Raw genomic sequence first — 20,912 nt, 5'->3', positions numbered from 1 at the left:
CATTTACCATAGTTCGCAATAGGATGCATACATATTTTGCTGAAAAACACTCATATTAAAACTAATTTGCATCTATAATTCGTTGCAGAGTTGTCATATATTTCAGTTATCACCAACCAAAGTAAAAAGAAAAAAAGATTGAATTCTACTCTTTTTATGATACCATATGTTATGAGTCAAAAAACACATATTGGAATTTTAAGTAGAAGAGAGATTAATTTACGTTAAAATATAAAAGGTGGGGTATTAATGGACTCACGAATTATTTATGCAGTTTTGGCATCTTTCATTACCGTACTGATTGCTACCCCTTTCGTGATTAAATTAGCCTTTAAGATTGGGGCAACAGATAAGCCAAATGCTCGTAAAGTACACCAACGAATTATGCCTCGTCTTGGCGGACTGGCAATTTTTATCGGAGTTGTTGTGGGGTGCTTGATTAGCGGCTTGTATGAACAGCGTATCATATCAATTAGTGTAGGTGCTGTCATCATCATCATCATCGGTGTATTAGATGATATATATGAATTATCTGCAAAAGTAAAATTTGGTGGACAACTTGTAGTCGCATTGTTAGTCGTGAAAAACTTACAAATACCGATTCTTTTCATTCCATTTTTAGGAAATATTGATCTTGGATGGTTCTCTTATCCAATTACAGTATTTTGGATTGTCGGTATTACAAATGCCATTAATTTAATTGATGGACTTGACGGGTTATCAGCTGGGATTTCATCCATTGTTCTTGCAACGTTAGCTTACATGGCTGCTACTAGTGTTACTGGTGCTGGGAGTGCTCTCATTTTACCGCTTGCGCTAATCGCACTGGCAAGTACAATTGGATTTCTGTTCTATAACTTCCATCCAGCGAAAATCTTTATGGGGGATACAGGGGCACTATTCTTAGGATACTGTATTGCTGTACTATCGCTACTTGGACTGTACAAAAGCGTAACACTGTTTAGCTTTATCGTTCCAATCATTATTTTAGGGGTACCAATATTCGATACAACATTTGCAATCATTCGTCGGATTGTAAATAAAAAACCAATTTCAGCGCCAGATAAATCGCATTTACATCACCGTTTACTTGCACTGGGATTCTCTCATCGAACAACAGTGCTTATCATTTATGCGTTCGGGATTTTCTTTAGTGTCAACGCGATTATTTTCTCAAGCGCAACATTATGGTTATCCATTGTTCTTCTATTTGTTCTTATTTTAGTCACTGAAATTGTCGCAGAGATTATTGGTCTTGTACACGATCGTTATAAACCAATTATTTCAGTCTTTAAAAAAGCAAAAAAACGTGAAGAATAACAATAGTATAACCAATACAATATAAAAATATACAAACAGGATGGTTTCTTTAAAGAAATTATCCTGTTTTTTGTTTTCCAAAATATAGTTCGTTTGAGAATACCACTATTGGAGCAAGATAAATGTACAATCTTCAAATTAGGGTGAGCATCATGATCAAGCGAACGCTTCTACTGATCTGTTTGTTTTATACTATCATCTCATGTTTTCTATCACCTAAGCAGGCTGCAGTTGTATCTTCACATGAGAATCGCTCTATCGCTCATCTTGAAACACAACTGCCACAGCAACCTACAGCTACTCAGCAAAGAAAAGTGGCTTATTTAACATTCGATGATGGACCAAACAAATATACATCACAAATTTTAAATATCTTAAAGCAGAAAAATGAAAAAGCAACCTTCTTCGTTATTGGCGGACGTGTCTCACGTTATCCTCAAACAACAAAGCGATTAATTCAAGAAGGTCATTATCTAGGATTACATAGTATGTCTCATAATGCAAAACACCTTTATAATGGTGATCCCTCCATTTTAGTTTCTGAAATGGAACAAGCTCGGACAATTGTTCAAATCATCACCGGACTTGATACGCATCTCGTTCGCGTTCCTTACGGCAGTATGCCCTATTTAAAGAAAAATTATCGCGATGCTCTTGTTGCAGCTCACTATAAAATGTGGGATTGGACAGTCGACACATATGACTGGAAAAGTGAAAATAATCCCTCTGCTGTATTGGAACGGGTAATGAGTCAAAGTGATAAACCCGTTGAAGTCATTTTAATGCATGACTCAAGCGTCACTGTGCAAGTTTTACCAAAAGTAATTGACTATCTTCGTTCAAAAGGATATACACTTCTTCCTTACAATCCTTCTTCTCATGTAGAAGTGAATTTTTGGAAGGATACGAGATTGTAACAGCTTTAGTTTCTGCTAAAGCTGTTTTCTCTTTCCTCAATTCCTATTTTTGTATACCTTGAAATAGTGATGAAATGAAACTTCCATCAATGGACCCCACTAATAGACAGCAATTTTTTACGGATAATAAGACAAAAGGAACCTCAATTACGAGGTTCCTTTGTTGTTTCCAATAGCAAGTAATAATACACACAATTATCCGTTAAACAAAAGATAGTTAGGAGGCTATCTTTCCCCCTCACTGTAACACGAAAAGATGCTCCTGGCGTATGCAATTTTACATATTCATTACATTCTATCCATGTTCTTATTGATATATATTCGATATGATAGAAGAAAAAACTGTATGTATGAAAAAGGAGACTCGTATTACTGTGAATCCTAAAGAAAAACGAATCATTCCAAATTACTTACAAGTATTAATAGAAATCTTTCTCGTTTCCACGAAACTTGGACTCACTTCCTTCGGGGGACCTGTTGCACACCTTGGCTATTTTCACTACGAGTACGTCCAAAAGCGAAAGTGGATGGATGAAAGAAGCTATGCTGATTTAGTAGCACTTTGTCAATTTCTTCCTGGCCCTGCTAGTAGCCAAGTTGGCATGGGGATTGGATTATCTCGGGGCGGCATACTTGGGGCGATTGTTTCTTGGCTTGGTTTTACGTTACCTTCTGTTCTTGCGCTCGTATTGTTTGCTTCAGTATTACAGCAAATAGACATCACCCATGCTGGATGGATTCATGGCTTAAAACTAGTAGCAGTAGCGATAGTCGCTCATGCATTATGGGGAATGGCGCAGAAGCTAACACCAGATAGAGGCCGCGCAACGATCGCAGTCATTGCAGCGGCTGCCGTTCTATCATTCCAAGCAGCTTGGATACAAATCATAGTTATTCTATTCGCCGGTATAATTGGATGGTTCTTATACAAAGAGCACGCAGTAACAACTGAATCAGAAATATCCATTCCAGTCTCACGCAAAGTCGCAGCGTTATGCTTATCTCTGTTCTTTCTCTTATTGGTACTATTACCAATATTACGCCCTCTCTCGCACTGGATTGCCATGTTTGATAGCTTCTATCGATCCGGCTCTCTCGTCTTTGGCGGTGGTCATGTCGTTCTTCCGCTCTTAGAAAATGAGTTTGTGTCAAACGGCAGTATAACGAAAGAACAGTTTCTCGCTGGCTATGGGATAACGCAAGCTGCTCCTGGGCCATTATTTACATTTGCTGCTTATATCGGTGCAATTATGAATGGAATTTCCGGGGCAGCCATTGCGACGATCGCCATTTTCCTTCCCGCCTTCTTACTCGTTGTAGGGGTACTGCCTTTTTGGGATGCACTGCGCCGCAGACCGTACGTACAAGGTGCTCTGCTTGGTATAAATGCAGCTGTTGTCGGTATTTTACTTGCCGCCTTCTATCAGCCGATTTGGACAAGCTCAGTTGGGAATCCTGCTGATTTCGTTATTGCATTGCTCTTATTCGCAATGCTTGCCTTTTGGAAGCTGCCGCCGTGGGTAATTGTTGTAGTGGGTGCAATAGGCGGAATGATTTTGTCAGCACTATGAGAAAGACGGCTATTCCTAAAAATAGCCGTCTTTCTTATCAATTAAAACTTCACAAGCTCTATCCCGCTCGGAAGCTTGCTCCCTGTTAAAATCCGTAGTTCTTCAACACGCTTCATCACATACGACGAACGCTTCACTAGTTCCGCATCTACATAAGCTGGATGCACCATAATTTCAACTGTTACCCCGTCCTCTACACGCTCTTGTAAATTTGTAAAGTAATCGTCTGTTACACCATCTCCGTAAAAATCATCGAAAAACACATCAGAAAATGAGCTAACTGCACGGTCTTGCTCACAGCGGCGTACTGGGACACGATACTTCTCTGCTAATCTCTCTAATACATCATGTAAAATCGGCAGTGCATGTACATGATGATGGCTATCAAAATGAGTCGGTGTTAAACCATAGGATAGAAACTTTTCAATTTGTGCAGTCCATTCCCGCTCGGCGTCATGCGGATCTATATTCCCTTCCCAAACGGTACTTTGTGAATGAAACGAACCATCTTCTTTTACAAGCGAAGGCACGTCAGGAAGAAGTGGTTTTCCTGCGGTTAATACGAGATGCACACCAACTCCTAACGTCTTATATTCCTTCGCTAATTGCACTGCATGTTCTACTCCCGGCATATTCATCATCATCGTTGTAGAATTTACAAGTCCGTTAACATGCGCGTCAATAATACCGTAGTTTACACCTCGCGTTAAGCCAAAGTCATCTGCGTTTACGATTAATCGAATCATTCTGTCCCCTCCTATTACTTAACAAGAAAAAAGCGGGCTCATATAGCGCCGCCTTTAGTTCTCCACCTTTTTGAAGAATTGCGGAAGATATTCTTTATGAGCTTCCAGCATTTCATCTAAAATTTGTTTTGCCACTTTATCGGATGGTACAAGTGGGTTAATTGTCATCGCAAGCAGCGCCTTATGATAATCACCTGTTACAGCCGCTTCAATTGTTACATGTTCAAACGATTTAATTTGCTGTACTAAACCGCGAACCGCTACCGGTAAGTCCCCGACTGCAATCGGTTTTGGACCATCCTTTGTAATAACGCAGTTCACTTCAACAGCAGAATCAGCCGGCAGACTTGCAATTGTACCATTATTTCTTGTATTTACAGGTTGGATGTCACCTTTATTGTTATAGATAGAAGTAATTAAGCTACATGCAGCATCGCTATAATATGCCCCGCCGCGTTTTTCTAATTGCGGTGGCTTAATGTCTAGATTTGGATCTTTATAAAGTTCAAACAGATCACCTTCTAGCTTTTTCACGACTTCTGCGCGTGTACCATTTTCCATAGATGCTTGTTTTTCTTCTTCTAACATCTCGCGTGTTTTGTAGTAGTAACGATGATATGGACATGGAATCGCACGAAGCGCACGAATGAAATCAGGCTCCCAATCAAGCCCTGCAATATTTTGCATCGTAATTTGCTTTTCCGGGTCTGTCACTAATTCCAGCACACGGTCCATGACGCTCACACCATCTAAATACACATCCAATCCGTACACCATATGGTTTAAACCCGCAAAATCAACATGTACACGGCTTGGATCTACATCGAGAATCTTTGCTAATCCCATACGAATCCCAATCGGAACGTTACATAACCCAACAACCTTTTGAATGTTTGTATAGCGAAGAACAGCTTCTGTTACCATACCTGCTGGATTTGTAAAATTGATTAACCATGCATTTGGACAAATCTCCTCTATGTCTTTACAAATATCTAAAATAACAGGAATTGTTCTTAAAGCTTTAAATAAACCGCCCGGACCATTTGTTTCCTGACCAATCACATTATATTTCAATGGAATTGCTTCATCTTTTCCGCGCGCTGCTAATAACCCAACGCGAAATTGTGTTGTAACAAAGTCCGCATCTTTTAATCCTTCACGGCGATCTAGTGTAAGATGAATATCGATTGGTACTCCTGCTTTTTTCACCATACGCTTCGCTAAGTTACCAACGATCTCTAACTTTTCTTTTCCTGCTTCCACGTCAACTAACCAAATTTCACGAACAGGAAGTTCATGATAGCGCTTAATAAAACCTTCAATTAATTCTGGCGTATAACTAGAGCCGCCGCCAATTGTTGTAATTTTTATTCCACGCATGCTGCATGTTCTCCTTTCGCATTGATTTTTTTATACAAATTGGTGAATTTTACTGTAATAGAGTGTATTGGGTGTAGTACTGTAATTTCTGTTTTTTCTCCTCTTGCTTCTGATTGTATGAGCTCATGTTGGAAATGATGCGCTTCATTCATCGTTTCCCGGACTCCTTCAGCTAAAGTAATACAGAAGTACGCCATGTGGTTTTCACACTTAGCGTACTTCTATACTCCTTTCTATTTAAGCTGATTATTTAAATTCTCAATTTTTTTCTTCCAATACATTGTCATCGCAAACCATATAATGAAGTAGACGATAATAAAGCTTCCTACACATATGAAAATTGAATCTGCATGATTCGGAACCCATCCCATCCATACTGCCACCGGAAGAAATGTTCCTAGTAAAATGATGAAATGAATAATTGTTTGCTTTAAAAGACTCCATTCCTCCCTCTCAAACACAAAGGAAGCAACTGAAAAGATAATCCCCATCACATTCGCTACAACAAGGTTGATTAACAATGTCCGTGTTTCTAATACTTCCATCCCATTTGCATAACCAATCCCTAAAAACAATAAACTATAAAACATCGCCATTCCCATACCCGTTATCAACTTTGCACCAATTCTATCAAATTGTGCACTCATCTCACTACCCCCCTATATTCAAAGCTTCTTTAATAAGCGGAACATATTTTCTCGAAACATACTCTTTCATTCCATTCGAAAAATGGGCACACATGCTGCCACTAAACGACATCTCAAAACTTTTTACATGCTTTATATTTGCAAGTGTCGATTTTGAAAACCTAACAAACCCTTCTCGCTGTAAGGAAGTCTCTAATTCATACAATCGGTATTTCACCTCAATGTTTCCTTTTGTAGTTTGAGCAAATACCTTTCTTCCTCCCGAATAAAACCAATATATTTCCTTAAAATCTAATAAGTAAAACTGCTGATCTGCTATCCCAACAATTTGTTTTATCGGTCCTCCTTCTAATATTTTCAAAATGTGCTGAACCTCTTCTGTCATTTCTTTCGTTCTTATAATAATTTCTAGTTCTTCATGTGATGGGTCTAAATCAATCTGAATCTTCATGACATCCCCCCTTTACTATTTCATTTTTACATAAATCTGGAAAAATGAAATGGATATGTACATAAGTAGTCTCGTTATTTGTTTAACTTGCCGTTTTCTATGCATGAAAAAAGACCTTGCACACGCAAGGCCTATTTTCCATCTAGCATCTTCCTATATAAATCAACAAACTCACTCGCTAAATCCTTTATTGTTATAGCATTCATCAGATGATCCTGGGCGTGAATGAACAGTAAGCTGAGTTCGACCTTTTCGCCGCCTGCTTCTTGTTGAATTAATGTTGTTTGCAAGCGATGTGCTTCTTTTAACTCGCTGGCTGCCTCTTGCAGCTTTTCGTCCGCTTCGGAAATCTTCCCTTGTTTCGCAAATTGAATTGCCTCCATCGCCGAGCTTCTCGCATTTCCCCCGTGTAAAATTAAATGAAAGGCTGTTGTCTCTAATGTATCCATGTTTCTTTATTACTCCCCCTTTTCTTCTGCTACCTTTTGCTTATCCCACATTTTTAGAAATGGGAAGTAGATAAGAAGCGCTAAGCAAAAGTTCACTAACTGCATAACAACACCTGAAATCTTGCCGCCTGTTGCTAGATAGCCACTAAAAATAATGGGTGTTGTCCATGGTACCGCTGCTCCGCTTGGCCGTGCGACAAGGCCCGATTCCATCGCAAAGTACGTCACAAACGTTAAGACAACAGGAACAAGAATAAATGGAATGAGAAGAAGTGGATTTAATACAATTGGCATCCCAAAAGTCACCATTTCATTAATATTAAAAATACCTGGTGCGATTGATAACCTGCCTAAACTTTTTAATTGCTGACTTCGTGCAAATAATAACATCGCTACAACAAGTGCCAGCGTTGCACCTGACCCTCCCATATAAATCCAAAGATCAAAAAATTGCTGCGTAATCGTATTTGGTAAAATATGCTCAGCTTGAAAGGCAACGCGATTTTGATCCATTAACGATAGCCAAATTGGACTCATAACTCCACCAACAATTGCCGCTCCGTGAATTCCGCATGCCCATAATACATGAACAAGAATAACAGCGACTACAGCACCAAACAAACTAGCGCCAAGCGCACTAAGCGGTGCTTGTAATAATTGCCCAACAATATTATGAATACTTCCAAATGAAGTATGTTCCATCATTAATCGTAAAATCCAAACAACTGTTACGACAATAAAACCAGGAATAAGTGCAGTAAACGAACGAGACACAGCCGGCGGTACTGTTTCCGGCATTTTAATCACAATATTCTTCTGTATAATCAAACGGTATATTTCTGTAGATATAAGTGCTAAAATCATCGCTACAAACAAACCTTGACTCCCCATAAGTACAGCTGGAATAACGCCTTCTACTATAATACTTTCCTTTGTTCCTTCTATAATATAAGAAACTTGAAATGGCGTTGCCAGCAAGAAAGACACAAGCGATAACGCCCCTGCAGCTAATGCGTCGACTTTATACCGCTCCGCTAATCTGTAAGCGATTCCAAAAGCAGCAATTAAAGACATGATACTAAATGTTGCACTAACTGGATACCCTAACGCTTTTTGCCAACCATCACCAAACAAATTTGCCATAAATTCATTATATCCAGGGATTGGCAAAGCACTAATAATTAAGAAGAATGATCCAATAATTAAAAAAGGCATCGTTAAAATAATTCCGTCCCGAATAGCTTGTAAGTGTCGCTGCTCTGCAATTCTTCCCGCTACAGGCATAACGTATCTCTCTAAAAACCCCATCATCTTCTCCACTCTCCTTATGACTTCATTGACAATGCTGCTTGTAAAACTGCTTCCCCGTTACAAAGTCCGTAGTGTACAGATTGAATGACATCAACAGGTATTCCTTTCTCTTTACATAGTTCTTTCATTTTTGGCAGCAAATAGCGCACTTGCGGACCGAGTAATAATACATCAGCTTCATCGATATGATTACGCACTTCTGATCCAGGAACAGCCCAAATTTTCGCCTCTATACCTTGTGCCTGTGCCACCTTTTCCATCTTCGTAACAAGCAAGCTCGTTGACATTCCGGCAGCACAGCAAAGTAAAATATTCATACAATGCCTCCTTTCTTAGGTGCTCTTTACAACTACCCATCCATAATCATTTGGGCGCATGCCAACAGTTATCCCACACCTATCTTCTGTAGAAAAGCGAAAGCGGCTCGCCCAGAATTTCAGGACGCCCAAGGCAGAGAGGCGCTTTTTGCCTCGTACGCGGGGGCGAAACGACCGGAGATTCTAGCCGCTAGAGCTTGACAACGATTCTCTCTCAATCCTAGGGTGTGGGATCTTACTGTCCGCAAATAGCGGGATAAATCTAAGTTAACCTATGTATATGTCTATGGTAATTTTCGTATGACGAGCATACCAACAAAAATCCCCCTCTTCACGCTTCTCTCTCTATCAACGAGCGAGTCAATCTAATCCATCAATTGAAGGATCTTCAAATTCCCTTGCTTTCTACTAAACTTTAAGGCCGGAATTGAACACGCATCTCTTTCATATAGAAGCGATTCTCGTGATTTTCGCTAGAAGGATTCTTCCTATTATATCTATGTTGTATGCGCTGTCACTAAATTGTTACATTTTTCACAAAGTAATCATATTACACTCCTCCCTCCTGTACTATAATCATGTATGGAATAGGAGATGATCACAATGACACAAAATGCCCCTGAGTTTAAAGTACTGCAAAGTATCACCTTTCTAGCTGTTGTTTTGCAAAGCTCATTACTATATACAATGAATCAAGGGAATTTAGTAATTGAGCAATCTATTATTATCGGCATGCTATTTAATCTAGCAAAATTTTCTGCTCCAGCATTTATTTTTATTGTCGGCTTTCATCTTATTAGTCAATATACAAAACAAATGTTATATACACAGTACATTTATGAAAAAACAACAAGCTTGCTTACACCATATTTCTTTTGGTCCATTGTCTACTTATTTATGACAAAGCATATTCCATCCCTATGGGAGGTTGTTCATAGTCTTCTGCTTGGAACAGCGGCACCTCACCTTTGGTATGTTGTTATGATGTTCCAAATTCATTTATTGTTCCCGCTTCTTTGTTTCGTCTTTCATTGGTTTCATAGACGCATTCATAACAAGCAGGATGCATATCGGTACACATTTGCCTTTGCTCTTATTTATTTTCTATTAATGTGGTTCTCTTCTCACTATATTTTTAACGGGGAGAAACTAACGAAATTTACTACATTACATTATACAGATCGCTCTTTCTTGTTCTATTCTTTCTACTTTGTCATGGGAGGAATTGCAGCAGTTGCTCTACGTGCTTGGCGTATATTTGTGTTTAAACACATACCGCTTTTTACAGCTTTATTTTTCGCTTTATTTCTATTCATTAATTATCAACTCTTTAATTTTTACGGCGCAAATACGATTCGCCTTACAGTTGTAACGTACTTAAAACCATCCATGTTTATATACATCGTCTGTGAAATTATGATTTTGTATGCGTTATCTGTAACAATTGCACAGTATCGTACCTTCTTGTATAAAGCGCTTCGATTTATCGGGAATTTTACATACGGAGCTTATTTAGCCCACTTTTTCTTTTTAAATATAAGTGTGAAACTACTATCTTTCTTTGCATTGCCAGCTAACTCTATTCTTTATAGCATATGCTTATTTAGCTGCACAGCAATTTTATCTTTAGGAACAATCATTCTATTTAGCTATATGCCATTTCACAAGTGGATCACAGGTCCGACTCCTTCACTGTCAATAAAGTGGACGTATCCTTCACTTTCTTTATTAAAAGTGAAAAAGTAAAACAGCAAGTAATCATTACTTGCTGTTTTTTAACGCCGTTTCTGCTAAAAGCGGCAATAGATTATCAAAAATATGTGTATTCTTATCTGCTCCTGTTACATAGCCGCCGTAATAGCGGCTAAACGGACTTTTATTACGGAACGTTGCTGCTTCCTCATACATTTCTTCAGCTAACTTCCTCTCTCCAGCCTCTAATAAATATAAAATCGTTATCCCATACGCAGCCGGCGATTCAAAAGAAACAGCTGGTTCTCCTGTTTCTAAATGATATCTTCCATACAGCTTGCCGTTTTTCTTAAATGTTTTCTTAAGGAAATCCAAATATGCTGCAGAAGGAAGGCCTACTAAACTTCGGTAATACGCAACATACGACTGATCAATAATATTTACTTCTTTATCATATGTAAAGGTACCATCTTTCTCATACGTTTTTGGAAAAGCCCATCCATTTCGCGGGTAATCCGCTAGAAATTGAACAACTTTTTGATACTCAGCATCGGTAATTTTTCCATACTTTTTCATATAAGAAAATGCTTTCGGATTCACATAAGATGTTGTTAACGTATCATTTGATACATGCTCATCAGCATCGTAATAATCAACGTAAAAAGATCCTTTCTTATTATAATGTAATATGGCATCACTAATTTGATCAGCAAGATGCTTATATCGCTCTTCTTCATATTTCTCATATGCCCGGTACAATTGCTGTACAATCCGTAAATCATCAATAAGTGCATTCGTTCTTGCCTGTCTTTTTCCCGATTCAGCAATTTTCCATAGTACAATATGAGATGAGTCCAAAAAATAATTTTGTATAACTTTCATATGCGCATCAAGCATCTCTTGATTATCAGTATCTAGCGCATATCGAAGCCATAATCCCGCTGACTCAGACAACGCTTCACGTCCGGTTGCAACATCTGTTCCTTGTTTGTCACTTTTAAGCCGATATGTTGCCAACGTTCCATTTTCATTTGTCATATGGCGTATAATAAATTGCTCTGTACCGCTCCCTTGTAACACCTTCCACATCTCCGCTCCACATAAAATAATCAAAACGGTCATTGCAATGAATAGATAAAAACGTTTCCGCACAATATCACCTCGTTAAGATGCTAACCATTATAAGAAAAAAACATACAAAAAAGGCAACCTTTTTCAGATTGCCTCTTTTATCCCGCTATTCGCGAGCAGTAAGACCCCCACTGATGGAAGTTTCACTATTATAAGATTCAGTTACCCATTCACCATAAATGGATATTTACACACTTTCTTTTGCTGGTCGATATAGTGCTTGTACGAGACGATCATATTCACGCCTTGTAATTTCCTTATTGTATAGCTTCAATAATAAATCTTTATGCTCTTTCGAAAATGCCATTTTTTTTATGACTTCTGGATACATGAAAACTTCCCCTCCGTTTCATGAATACGACTAAATCCAGTGCACATCCGCATTTTTTCCTTACAGTTTGTAAAGGAATTCCGCAAAACAGAACTCGCGTTCGCATAAAGCATTATAAAATATTTTCCCTCAAAGCACAATTCTAAAATAAAAATTTTTATTTTCAGAAGATTTCAACATTATAATATCATAATCTCTCTTAAAATACATATATATTTTTTGTCATTTTTTTGAATAAAATTTCCATTTCAGTAAGAAAATAATGGCAAAAACGAAGAGGAGTATAAACATGGATACTGTTACACTATCGCGCGCTTTCTTTGGATCATCGTTAGCCTTCCATATTATTTTTGCAACACTCGGAATCGGACTTTCCTTAATGATTTTTATAAGCGAAGTGTTATATCACTGGAAAAAGGACTCTGATTACTCTGTTATGGCAAAAAGATGGACGAAAGCATTTGCGATTCTTCTTGGTGTTGCCATTCCAACAGGAACAATTGTAGGCGTCCAAATTTCCTTGCTTTGGCCTGGCTTTGCGAAAATTGTTGGACAAGTCATTTCCGTTCCATTTCAAATTGAAATTTTCGCCTTTTTCCTAGAAGCATTGTTCATGTCCATTTACGTCTATGCTGCGGACAAATTACCACCATTCATGCGATTAGTATCGCTCTTTTTTGTTATGCTCGGCGCGACTGCATCCGCTGTACTTATTACATCAGCAAATACGTGGATGAATACACCAGCCGGATTTTCAATGGCACCAGACGGATCGGTCTATAATGTTAATCCATGGAAAGCCTTTTTTAATCCAAGCTTTTTCACAAGTTCTGTTCATGTTGTCATTACCGCTTATGCAACAGGAGCTGCTGTCATTGCTTCTATCGCTGGTTTTAAATTATTAAAGCGAAATAAAAGTGCACAGGAGATTGCTTATCATAAAAAAGGATTATACTTAGGTCTTATGGTCACATTCATTACAGGCGCGATTATGTGGGTTTCTGGACATGAATCTGCGATTGGACTTCATGAGCACTCACCAGAGAAATTGGCAGCAGCCGAAGCATTATATCATACACAGTCACATGCACCACTAGCAGTTGGAGGCGTTCTCGATCCAGAAACACACGAATTAAAATACGCCATTGAATTTCCAAACATGTTAAGCATGTTAGTTGGTTTTTCTCCAAATACGGTTGTAAAAGGATTAAATGAATTTCCATCAGAAACGTGGCCTCCTTTTTACACCCATTTATTCTTTGACTTAATGGTTGGAGCAGCCACATTTTCATTCGCCGTCGCTGCAATTTCACTTGGATATTGGTACTTCATTTACCGAAAAAAAGGCGGGAAATTGCCAAAATGGATGCTAGGGGCAATCGCTGCGGGCGGTCCGATTATGCTTCTTGGCATTGAATGTGGCTGGATTTTCAGCTGTAGCGGACGACAGCCTTGGACGATTTACGGTTTTCAACGTACAACAGATGCTGCAACACGTGCTGACTTTGTTGGACCATTATTCGTCGTATTTGTCATACTTTACATTGCACTTGGCATCTTAACTGTCTACGTATTACGAACATTCTTTAGACGCCATCCATTGAAGCAAGACTTACAACCGAACGGAGGGGACTCACATGCCTGAAGCAAGCATTGCCATTATCATTCTCTGGGCTGTCGTCTTTGTATACAGTATTTTAGGCTCAATTGATTTCGGTGCCGGCTTTTGGGGGATGGTGTATGCAAATCACCCGACACTTGCCGGAAAACTCGCGAATCGCTACTTATCACCAACATGGGAAGTTACAAATACCTTTCTAGTCTTTGTCGTTGTTGCGTTTCTTGGCTTCTTTCCAAAAGCTGCATTTACACTCGCAACCGCAATGTTTTTACCTGTTACCTTAATTCTCATACTCGTTACAATTCGCAGTTCTTTTATGGTGTTCGCTTATTCCTTGCCCAAATATCAGCGTATAATGCGCATTATTTCGGGCATTACAGGTCTATTAATCCCAGCTCTCTTAATTACAGTTCTTCCTGTAACAGAAGGAGCCTTCATTACCACTGCTGGCGGCAAAGAAACGTTATTATATGGAAAGTTATTATCAAGTCCAGTTGTATACTGGTACATGCTCTTCGGTTTAACATCCGAACTCTTTTTATCAGCACTCTTTCTCGCTGATTTCGCTAGAGAACAAGGCTCTGAAGATACATATCGTGTCTATCGAAGAAACGCCATCGTGCTCGGTCCTGCAACGCTTGTCACCGCCATCGTCGCACTTGTCGTAATGGATCCCGAAACACATTGGCTCATGGAAGGATTAATTAAACAATTCAAATGGTTTACAGTTTCTCTCATCTTTTTTATTATTGGCTATTCCTCCCTTTGGTGGACAAACCAAAAATACAAAACACTCGGCTGGCCACGCATTGCTGTTCTTTCTGTCGTTGCCCAATATGGATTTGCAAGCTACGCTTACGGCGTTGCACACCTTCCGTATATTATTTATCCAGAAGTAACTGTGTTCACAAGTTTCACAACGAAAGAAACATTTTATGCACTGCTCATTCTCTACGCAATCGGTATCGCAATACTATTACCAGGCTTCATCTTCTTCTGGAATTTATTCTTGAAAGATCGAACTTTTTTAAAGTAAAGTGAAACTTCCTATCGTGAGACGCTTTTCCTCACGATAGGTTAGTTAAACCAATCGGGCCCTTACAGACAGCATTACAAATACCCATACGGATAACAAAATTTCTAGTCAAATATCATCTACCATGAAATAAGTAGCATATTTTCATCCACATATACCTACCAAAAGAAAACTAGGTATATGCACGTAGCAATTTTTCTATTATAAATACCTAATAGGCACATACTGGATATGTGCCTATTTCCATTCAAATTCCCCTATATACTATGTCTTTTCCCCAAAGTACCAAACGCACATATTTACAATAGCTAGTGTAATCCCCATACCTTCTTTTAAGAGTTTGAATATGATTAAATATAAGCTTCGGACAAGTCGAAATACGCTTATTTAAACTAAAGAATTAAGAAGGGTAGGCTAGCAATGGGTATTGAAATTTGGATTACGGTTGTTGTTTTTCTTATTACAATGACCATCATATTTTGGCGGCCAGGTGGAATAAATGAAGCATGGCCAGCTGCAATCGGAGCCGGTATTATCATTATTACTGGACTTGTATCCCGCAGTGATATTTCAGATATCATTGGTAAAATCGGCGGCGCTTCTATTACCATCATTGCCACAATCGTTATGGCAATTGTATTAGAGAGTTTCGGTTTCTTCCACTGGGCAGCGGCCCGGCTCGCAAACTTAGCAAAAGGCTCCGGGCGTCGTCTATATTGGTACATTCAATTACTCTGTTTTCTCATGACACTGTTGTTTAATAACGATGGTAGTATTTTAATTACAACTCCAATTTTAATTTTACTTTTGAAAAACCTTCAATTAAAACCGCAGCAACAAATTCCCTATTTATTAAGCGGTGCATTGATTGCAACTGCTTCTAGTGCTCCAATTGGCGTTAGTAATATCGTAAATTTAATTGCATTAAATATCGTTCATATGACACTCTATATGCATACGGCAATGATGTTTGTGCCGGCGACAACAGGACTTCTCTTTATGTCATGGATCATGTATCTAGTTGTGAAAAAGAAATTACCGGAAAAACTACCAACATCCGCTTATGACATTGAAGAAGTCTTTTTCACAAAACACTTTCACCCATTAAAGGGGAAAGATTCTGTTGATACAAAAAGCAAACGCACAAAATTTATGTTAAAAGTGTTACTGTTTGTCTTCCTTATGCGTTGTCTCCTTTTCGTTGCCTCATTCTTAGCAATTCCGATTGAAATTGTTGCCGTAATTGGCTCTCTCGTTCTACTCATCTGGAGATGGTATTATTTACGAACAAATCCAGTCGATATATTAAAGAAGACACCGTGGCACATTCTCATTTTTGCTTTTTCCATGTACGTTATTATTTATGGACTTCATAACGCTGGGCTAACAGCTTGGCTTGTGAAAGCATGTGAACCGATCGTCAACCAGAGTTTATTATATGCAAGCTTTACCATGGGGGGACTCGTTTCACTTCTATCAAACCTCTTTAATAACCACCCTGCCTTAATGATTGGAACCATTACCTTAACAGAAATGGGATTAGATCCTATTACCCTCAAAACAATCTACCTCGCAAATATTATTGGTAGCGATATGGGATCATTGTTATTACCAATCGGGACACTTGCTTCTCTTATTTGGATGTATATCCTAAAACAAAATAAAATCAAAGTAAAATGGAAAGATTACTTGAGCGTCTCCTTAATTGTCATTCCACTCACAACAATCGTAACACTCTTCCTCCTATACAACTGGGTACAGCTCGTCTTCGCTCGTTAAGTAAAACACCTTCTTTTCAAACGTAATAGGGATCCTCCAAAGATCCCTATTTCTCTGTATACTAACGCTCCGTAAATCGGCTGCAGAGGTAAGGTGGAATCCCTGCCTCAGGGAGAATGAACGCCAAGATAAAATAAGCAAGCTGCATACACGATGTGATGATAAGTAAAAATGATAATTTCGGGTACCATTTCTTCGCAAATGAGTATACAGAAAAACCAAAACTACTAAATACAAAAAACAATGTACCAACAGCTGTTAGAATAATATCCATTTGTTTCTCATAATTTGGTGACAATAAAAAAATAAATGTAACGACAAAAAGAATCTGTAATATACATGCAGTAATAGGAACAATCTTCTGCTTCATTTTTCCCCCTCCGATTCGTCTTACTTTTTATGTAAAGTATAACAAAATCCCCCTACTCTCGCGCAGCAGGGGGACTATTATCTATATTAGGTTAGGTACACATGATCATAGATTAAGAGGTATTCAGAATGATACTTTCTAATTATCGATATAATTGACTGCCTGTGTCTTTAAACTCTTCTGCTTTTTCTTTCATACCTTGTGAGATTGCTTCTGTTGTTTCTAAATCATTCTCCTTTGCATACTCACGAATATCATGCGAAATTCTCATACTGCAAAACTTCGGACCACACATTGAGCAGAAATGCGCTGTCTTCGCTCCTTCTGCTGGTAATGTTTCATCGTGATACTCCATTGCACGCTCAGGGTCTAATGATAAATTAAATTGATCACGCCAGCGGAATTCAAAACGCGCTTTCGAAAGGGCGTCATCACGCTGATGTGCTGTTTTATGACCTTTTGCAAGGTCAGCAGCATGCGCGGCAATTTTGTACGTAATAACACCTTCACGAACATCATCTTTGTTTGGTAAGCCAAGATGCTCTTTTGGTGTTACGTAGCAAAGCATTGCAGTACCGAACCAACCAATCATTGCTGCTCCAATCGCAGAAGTAATATGGTCATAACCCGGCGCAATGTCTGTCGTTAACGGTCCAAGTGTATAGAACGGTGCACCATGACAAATGTCGAGCTCTTTATCCATATTCTCTTTAATAAGGTGCATCGGTACATGTCCTGGGCCTTCAATCATCACTTGCACATCATGCTTCCAAGCAATTTGCGTAAGTTCTCCTAATGTTTCCAGCTCAGAAAATTGAGCTTCGTCGTTTGCATCCGCAATTGAACCAGGGCGTAACCCATCTCCAAGAGAGAAGGAAACATCGTACTTCTTCATAATTTCACAAATCTCTTCAAAATGTGTATATAAGAAGTTCTCTTGATGGTGATATAAACACCACTGGGCCATAATCGAACCGCCGCGTGATACAATTCCTGTTACACGCTTTGCTGTAAGCGGAATGTAACGAAGCAGCACACCAGCATGAATTGTAAAGTAATCTACTCCTTGCTCCGCTTGCTCAATTAGCGTATCACGGTATACTTCCCACGTTAAATCTTCCGCGATCCCGTTTACTTTTTCAAGTGCTTGGTAAATCGGTACTGTTCCAACTGGTACAGGCGCATTACGAATAATCCATTCACGCGTCGTATGAATGTTTTTCCCAGTAGAAAGGTCCATAATTGTATCTGCACCCCAGCGTGTTGCCCACGTCATCTTCTCTACTTCTTCCGCAATCGACGATGACACAGCTGAGTTCCCGATATTCGCATTTACTTTCACGTGGAAGTTACGTCCGATAATCATTGGTTCTGCTTCCGGATGATTAATATTTGCTGGTAAAATAGCACGGCCTTCAGCAATTTCTTGACGCACAAATTCTGGTTCCACACCTTCACGAATCGCCACATATTCCATCTCTGATGTGATGATACCTTTACGCGCATAATGCATTTGCGTAACATTTTTCCCAGCTTTTGCACGAAGCGGCTTACGTCCCATTTGCGGGAATATAGGCGTATGCTTAGCTGCTGTTTTCACACCATCATCTTCCGGTTTCACTTCACGGCCTTCATACTCTTCTACATCTCCATGTTCCACAATCCAGCAGCGGCGCGGCGTTGGAATCCCCTTTTCTAATTCCACTTTGTAATCAGGATCAGTATAAGGACCACTCGTATCGTACACACGAATAGATTGATTTGGTACACCATTTGTATCGCTTTGTGCAATCTCGCGCATCGGTACTTTCATATCTTCACGTGTACCTTCTACATATACCTTCTTACTTCCCGGTAAACTTGACTTCAACTCAATTTGCTCAGCTGAAACAGATTGTTTCATAATTATGTTTCCTCCCCTGTGTCTTAGCGAAGTAACCTCCGCTTTTCTTTAGATCCAGCTTCGCCTCCTAAACCTCTAAGAACCCTCCGCACGAGAAAACAAAAAGCGCTTTCTGTGCGAAAGAACCTTAGCCAACGGGTCTAAACAGTCGGCTCCGCCTTTCTTGTGACCAGGACGAGAACTAGCGGCCAGTGTATGCTCAAATAAAAAAGCCAGGTCCATAATAAAGAATAGGACCTGGCAACATAAGGCATTGTTATGTAAAGCCGTTAACTTCCCTCCGCTGGTACGAACCAGATCAGGTCCAAAGAGTCAAGAAGTTTCAACGCACTTCTCTCTCAGCCCAGCTCTCTTGGGCACCCCTAGTTTATCACTGATTAAATTTTTACTACGCTCCTATCATACATCATTGTCTGAAAAATGCAAAGGTATTTATATTATTTCTTTTCCTTATTCAAAAAATGGGTATTTCACTTAATACAGGCTGCTTCCCCACTACATACATATAGAATATAAGCCAGTGAGGACGTATGTCTTATGCAAACTTTTCACTATAAGAACAGGGGTGAAAGAGTTGATAAACCTACAATCTACAATAACCATACTCGCTTTTCTCGGAACCACGCTCATCATCTTTTGGCGTCCCAAAGGGATGAATGAAGCAATTCCAGCAACAGTTGGTGCAGTGATTGTCATTTTAAGCGGTGCCGTTTCTCTTACCGACTTGGGTGATATTAGCTCAAAGATTATTGGCGCCGCCATAACAATTATGGCTACCATTGTTATGGCAATCGTACTAGAGAGTTTCGGCTTTTTTTATTGGTGCGCCGTTCAACTTGCTAAAAAAGCAAAAAGCTCTGGTATTCGCCTCTTTTGGTATACAAATCTTCTTTGTTTTCTCATGACATTATTCTTCAATAACGATGGTAGCATCTTAATTACAACTCCCATTTTACTGCTTTTGTTACATCATTTACGACTCAAACATGATCAAAAAATACCTTACTTACTAAGTGGTGCACTCATCGCTACTGCATCAAGTGCGCCAATTGGTGTAAGCAATATTGTAAATTTAATCGCCTTGAAAATTATTGATATGGACTTATACATGCACACAGCCATGATGTTTGTTCCCGCTACGTTAGGTCTCCTTTTTATGTCATTTCTGTTACTCCTTGTTTTTCGGAAAAAAATCCCTGAAAAACTCCCGGTCTTATCGACATACTTAGATGAAAATTTCGTTAAAAAACCCTTTCACCCACTGCAACCACGTCCCGCAATTGATGAAAATCGTAAGCGAACAAGGTTTATGCTTGGCATTCTATTATTTGTTTTATGCGTTCGTCTCAGCTTATTTATCGCATCTTTCTTCCAATTTCCTATCGCCATTGTAGCAGTCATTGGCTCCATTATTTTACTCGGATGGAGATGGTACAAACTGCGCATCCCACCTTATGATATGATTAAAAAAACCCCTTGGTATGTCTTGATTTTCGCATTTTCTATGTACGTGATTGTGTATGGGCTTAATAACATCGGTTTAACCAAACTACTCATAGCTACATTTCAACCACTCATCACTGATAGTTTATTTCATGCTACTTTTGTTATGGGCAGCTTAATCTCTCTCCTTTCTAATCTTTTTAATAACCATCCTGCCTTAATGATTGGCACAATTGAACTCACCGAGATGGGACTAGATCCTATTACATTGAAAACCATTTATCTTGCAAACATCGTCGGCAGTGACATAGGCTCGTTATTACTCCCGATTGGTACATTAGCAAGCTTAATGTGGATGTATATTGTGAAAAAAGGAAAAGTAAATATCGGCTGGGATACCTATATAAAAACTACATTTCTTGTCATTCCGCCAACCGTCATTTTTACGCTAGTATGTTTATATTATTGGGTTAAATTAATCTTTGCATCCTAAAACA

The 20,912-nt window shown here is 39.0% G+C and carries 20 protein-coding genes and 1 riboswitch; of the genes, 8 read left to right on the top strand and 12 right to left on the bottom strand.

Features of this window, described 5'->3' with window-relative positions:
• Positions 1 to 249 precede the first annotated feature (249 nt).
• From WAX78_RS10780 to WAX78_RS10770, 3 genes are all read left to right on the top strand, one after another.
• Complete coding sequence (locus WAX78_RS10780) at positions 250 to 1,320, top strand: glycosyltransferase family 4 protein (RefSeq protein ID WP_336482269.1); 1,071 nt, start codon at positions 250 to 252, stop codon at positions 1,318 to 1,320.
• Between the two features lie 152 nt (positions 1,321 to 1,472).
• A complete protein-coding gene (locus WAX78_RS10775; RefSeq protein ID WP_336482268.1) occupies positions 1,473 to 2,237 on the top strand; it encodes a polysaccharide deacetylase family protein in 765 nt (254 codons plus the stop codon).
• 350 nt (positions 2,238 to 2,587) lie between these two features.
• A complete protein-coding gene (locus tag WAX78_RS10770; protein ID WP_336482515.1) occupies positions 2,588 to 3,808 on the top strand; it encodes a chromate transporter in 1,221 nt (406 codons plus the stop codon).
• 41 nt (positions 3,809 to 3,849) lie between these two features.
• On the opposite strand, the gene chbG is transcribed toward WAX78_RS10770, so the two are convergent.
• The 8 genes from chbG to WAX78_RS10730 form a co-directional block, all read right to left on the bottom strand.
• Positions 3,850 to 4,554: a chitin disaccharide deacetylase gene (gene chbG / locus WAX78_RS10765; RefSeq protein ID WP_336482267.1), complete on the bottom strand. Its 705-nt coding sequence runs from the start codon at positions 4,552 to 4,554 to the stop codon at positions 3,850 to 3,852.
• A 54-nt stretch (positions 4,555 to 4,608) separates the two neighbouring features.
• Positions 4,609 to 5,934 (bottom strand): 6-phospho-beta-glucosidase, encoded by a 1,326-nt coding sequence (locus tag WAX78_RS10760; protein ID WP_336482266.1) that lies wholly within the window; start codon positions 5,932 to 5,934, stop codon positions 4,609 to 4,611.
• Positions 5,922 to 6,086: a hypothetical protein gene (locus tag WAX78_RS10755; protein ID WP_336482529.1), complete on the bottom strand. Its 165-nt coding sequence runs from the start codon at positions 6,084 to 6,086 to the stop codon at positions 5,922 to 5,924. Before WAX78_RS10755 ends, WAX78_RS10760 begins: the two co-directional genes overlap by 13 nt.
• An 81-nt stretch (positions 6,087 to 6,167) precedes the next feature.
• The gene (locus WAX78_RS10750) at positions 6,168 to 6,581 is read right to left on the bottom strand and encodes a DUF3021 domain-containing protein (protein ID WP_336482265.1); all 414 of its coding nucleotides are present in this window, start codon (positions 6,579 to 6,581) and stop codon (positions 6,168 to 6,170) included.
• A 4-nt stretch (positions 6,582 to 6,585) separates the two neighbouring features.
• Positions 6,586 to 7,032 (bottom strand): LytTR family DNA-binding domain-containing protein, encoded by a 447-nt coding sequence (locus tag WAX78_RS10745; protein WP_336482264.1) that lies wholly within the window; start codon positions 7,030 to 7,032, stop codon positions 6,586 to 6,588.
• Positions 7,033 to 7,163: 131 nt separating this feature from the next.
• Positions 7,164 to 7,481, bottom strand: a complete 318-nt coding sequence (locus WAX78_RS10740) for a PTS lactose/cellobiose transporter subunit IIA (protein ID WP_336482263.1) — start codon at positions 7,479 to 7,481, stop codon at positions 7,164 to 7,166.
• Positions 7,482 to 7,490: 9 nt separating this feature from the next.
• Positions 7,491 to 8,792 (bottom strand): PTS cellobiose transporter subunit IIC, encoded by a 1,302-nt coding sequence (gene celB / locus WAX78_RS10735; protein WP_336482262.1) that lies wholly within the window; start codon positions 8,790 to 8,792, stop codon positions 7,491 to 7,493.
• 14 nt (positions 8,793 to 8,806) lie between these two features.
• Positions 8,807 to 9,109, bottom strand: a complete 303-nt coding sequence (locus WAX78_RS10730; RefSeq protein ID WP_336482261.1) for a PTS sugar transporter subunit IIB — start codon at positions 9,107 to 9,109, stop codon at positions 8,807 to 8,809.
• Positions 9,110 to 9,712: 603 nt separating this feature from the next.
• On the opposite strand from WAX78_RS10730, the gene WAX78_RS10725 reads away from it, so the two are divergent.
• Positions 9,713 to 10,855, top strand: a complete 1,143-nt coding sequence (locus WAX78_RS10725) for an acyltransferase (RefSeq protein WP_336482260.1) — start codon at positions 9,713 to 9,715, stop codon at positions 10,853 to 10,855.
• Between the two features lie 15 nt (positions 10,856 to 10,870).
• Here the strand turns inward: WAX78_RS10725 and WAX78_RS10720 are convergent, their stop codons facing one another.
• A complete protein-coding gene (locus WAX78_RS10720) occupies positions 10,871 to 11,953 on the bottom strand; it encodes a transcriptional regulator (RefSeq protein WP_336482259.1) in 1,083 nt (360 codons plus the stop codon).
• 166 nt (positions 11,954 to 12,119) lie between these two features.
• Positions 12,120 to 12,263 (bottom strand): hypothetical protein, encoded by a 144-nt coding sequence (locus tag WAX78_RS10715; RefSeq protein ID WP_098310977.1) that lies wholly within the window; start codon positions 12,261 to 12,263, stop codon positions 12,120 to 12,122.
• Positions 12,264 to 12,552: 289 nt separating this feature from the next.
• On the opposite strand from WAX78_RS10715, the gene WAX78_RS10710 reads away from it, so the two are divergent.
• The 3 genes from WAX78_RS10710 to WAX78_RS10700 all read left to right on the top strand — a co-directional run bounded on the left by WAX78_RS10710 (position 12,553) and on the right by WAX78_RS10700 (position 16,699).
• The gene (locus WAX78_RS10710; protein ID WP_336482258.1) at positions 12,553 to 13,908 is read left to right on the top strand and encodes a cytochrome ubiquinol oxidase subunit I; all 1,356 of its coding nucleotides are present in this window, start codon (positions 12,553 to 12,555) and stop codon (positions 13,906 to 13,908) included.
• Entirely contained in the window at positions 13,901 to 14,920 is a 1,020-nt protein-coding gene (locus WAX78_RS10705) for a cytochrome d ubiquinol oxidase subunit II (protein WP_336482257.1), read from the top strand. Before WAX78_RS10710 ends, WAX78_RS10705 begins: the two co-directional genes overlap by 8 nt.
• A gap of 420 nt (positions 14,921 to 15,340) precedes the next feature.
• A complete protein-coding gene (locus tag WAX78_RS10700) occupies positions 15,341 to 16,699 on the top strand; it encodes an arsenic transporter (RefSeq protein ID WP_336482256.1) in 1,359 nt (452 codons plus the stop codon).
• A gap of 61 nt (positions 16,700 to 16,760) precedes the next feature.
• Here the strand turns inward: WAX78_RS10700 and WAX78_RS10695 are convergent, their stop codons facing one another.
• Positions 16,761 to 17,069 (bottom strand): hypothetical protein, encoded by a 309-nt coding sequence (locus tag WAX78_RS10695; RefSeq protein ID WP_336482255.1) that lies wholly within the window; start codon positions 17,067 to 17,069, stop codon positions 16,761 to 16,763.
• A gap of 142 nt (positions 17,070 to 17,211) precedes the next feature.
• Entirely contained in the window at positions 17,212 to 18,972 is a 1,761-nt protein-coding gene (gene thiC / locus WAX78_RS10690; RefSeq protein WP_336482254.1) for a phosphomethylpyrimidine synthase ThiC, read from the bottom strand.
• A gap of 258 nt (positions 18,973 to 19,230) precedes the next feature.
• Positions 19,231 to 19,346: riboswitch (TPP riboswitch) on the bottom strand.
• A 203-nt stretch (positions 19,347 to 19,549) separates the two neighbouring features.
• Here thiC and WAX78_RS10685 point away from each other — a divergent pair.
• Complete coding sequence (locus WAX78_RS10685) at positions 19,550 to 20,908, top strand: arsenic transporter (protein WP_336482514.1); 1,359 nt, start codon at positions 19,550 to 19,552, stop codon at positions 20,906 to 20,908.
• The last annotated feature ends 4 nt before the right edge of the window (positions 20,909 to 20,912 follow it).

This window comes from Bacillus yunxiaonensis (genome assembly GCF_037104695.1).
GTDB lineage: Bacteria > Bacillota > Bacilli > Bacillales > Bacillaceae_G > Bacillus_A > Bacillus_A yunxiaonensis.
Note: the sequence above shows the minus strand (reverse complement) of the source record. Positions and strands in the feature narration are given on the sequence as shown.

Coding starts and splice junctions, on each gene's coding strand:
- WAX78_RS10780 (WP_336482269.1), top strand. CDS start 250: ATGGACTCACGAATTATTTATGCAGTTTTGGCATCTTTCATTACCGTA.
- WAX78_RS10775 (WP_336482268.1), top strand. CDS start 1,473: ATGATCAAGCGAACGCTTCTACTGATCTGTTTGTTTTATACTATCATC.
- WAX78_RS10770 (WP_336482515.1), top strand. CDS start 2,588: ATGAAAAAGGAGACTCGTATTACTGTGAATCCTAAAGAAAAACGAATC.
- chbG (WP_336482267.1), bottom strand. CDS start 4,554: ATGATTCGATTAATCGTAAACGCAGATGACTTTGGCTTAACGCGAGGT.
- WAX78_RS10760 (WP_336482266.1), bottom strand. CDS start 5,934: ATGCGTGGAATAAAAATTACAACAATTGGCGGCGGCTCTAGTTATACG.
- WAX78_RS10755 (WP_336482529.1), bottom strand. CDS start 6,086: ATGAATGAAGCGCATCATTTCCAACATGAGCTCATACAATCAGAAGCA.
- WAX78_RS10750 (WP_336482265.1), bottom strand. CDS start 6,581: ATGAGTGCACAATTTGATAGAATTGGTGCAAAGTTGATAACGGGTATG.
- WAX78_RS10745 (WP_336482264.1), bottom strand. CDS start 7,032: ATGAAGATTCAGATTGATTTAGACCCATCACATGAAGAACTAGAAATT.
- WAX78_RS10740 (WP_336482263.1), bottom strand. CDS start 7,481: ATGGATACATTAGAGACAACAGCCTTTCATTTAATTTTACACGGGGGA.
- celB (WP_336482262.1), bottom strand. CDS start 8,792: ATGATGGGGTTTTTAGAGAGATACGTTATGCCTGTAGCGGGAAGAATT.
- WAX78_RS10730 (WP_336482261.1), bottom strand. CDS start 9,109: ATGAATATTTTACTTTGCTGTGCTGCCGGAATGTCAACGAGCTTGCTT.
- WAX78_RS10725 (WP_336482260.1), top strand. CDS start 9,713: ATGACACAAAATGCCCCTGAGTTTAAAGTACTGCAAAGTATCACCTTT.
- WAX78_RS10715 (WP_098310977.1), bottom strand. CDS start 12,263: ATGTATCCAGAAGTCATAAAAAAAATGGCATTTTCGAAAGAGCATAAA.
- WAX78_RS10710 (WP_336482258.1), top strand. CDS start 12,553: ATGGATACTGTTACACTATCGCGCGCTTTCTTTGGATCATCGTTAGCC.
- WAX78_RS10705 (WP_336482257.1), top strand. CDS start 13,901: ATGCCTGAAGCAAGCATTGCCATTATCATTCTCTGGGCTGTCGTCTTT.
- WAX78_RS10700 (WP_336482256.1), top strand. CDS start 15,341: ATGGGTATTGAAATTTGGATTACGGTTGTTGTTTTTCTTATTACAATG.
- WAX78_RS10695 (WP_336482255.1), bottom strand. CDS start 17,069: ATGAAGCAGAAGATTGTTCCTATTACTGCATGTATATTACAGATTCTT.
- thiC (WP_336482254.1), bottom strand. CDS start 18,972: ATGAAACAATCTGTTTCAGCTGAGCAAATTGAGTTGAAGTCAAGTTTA.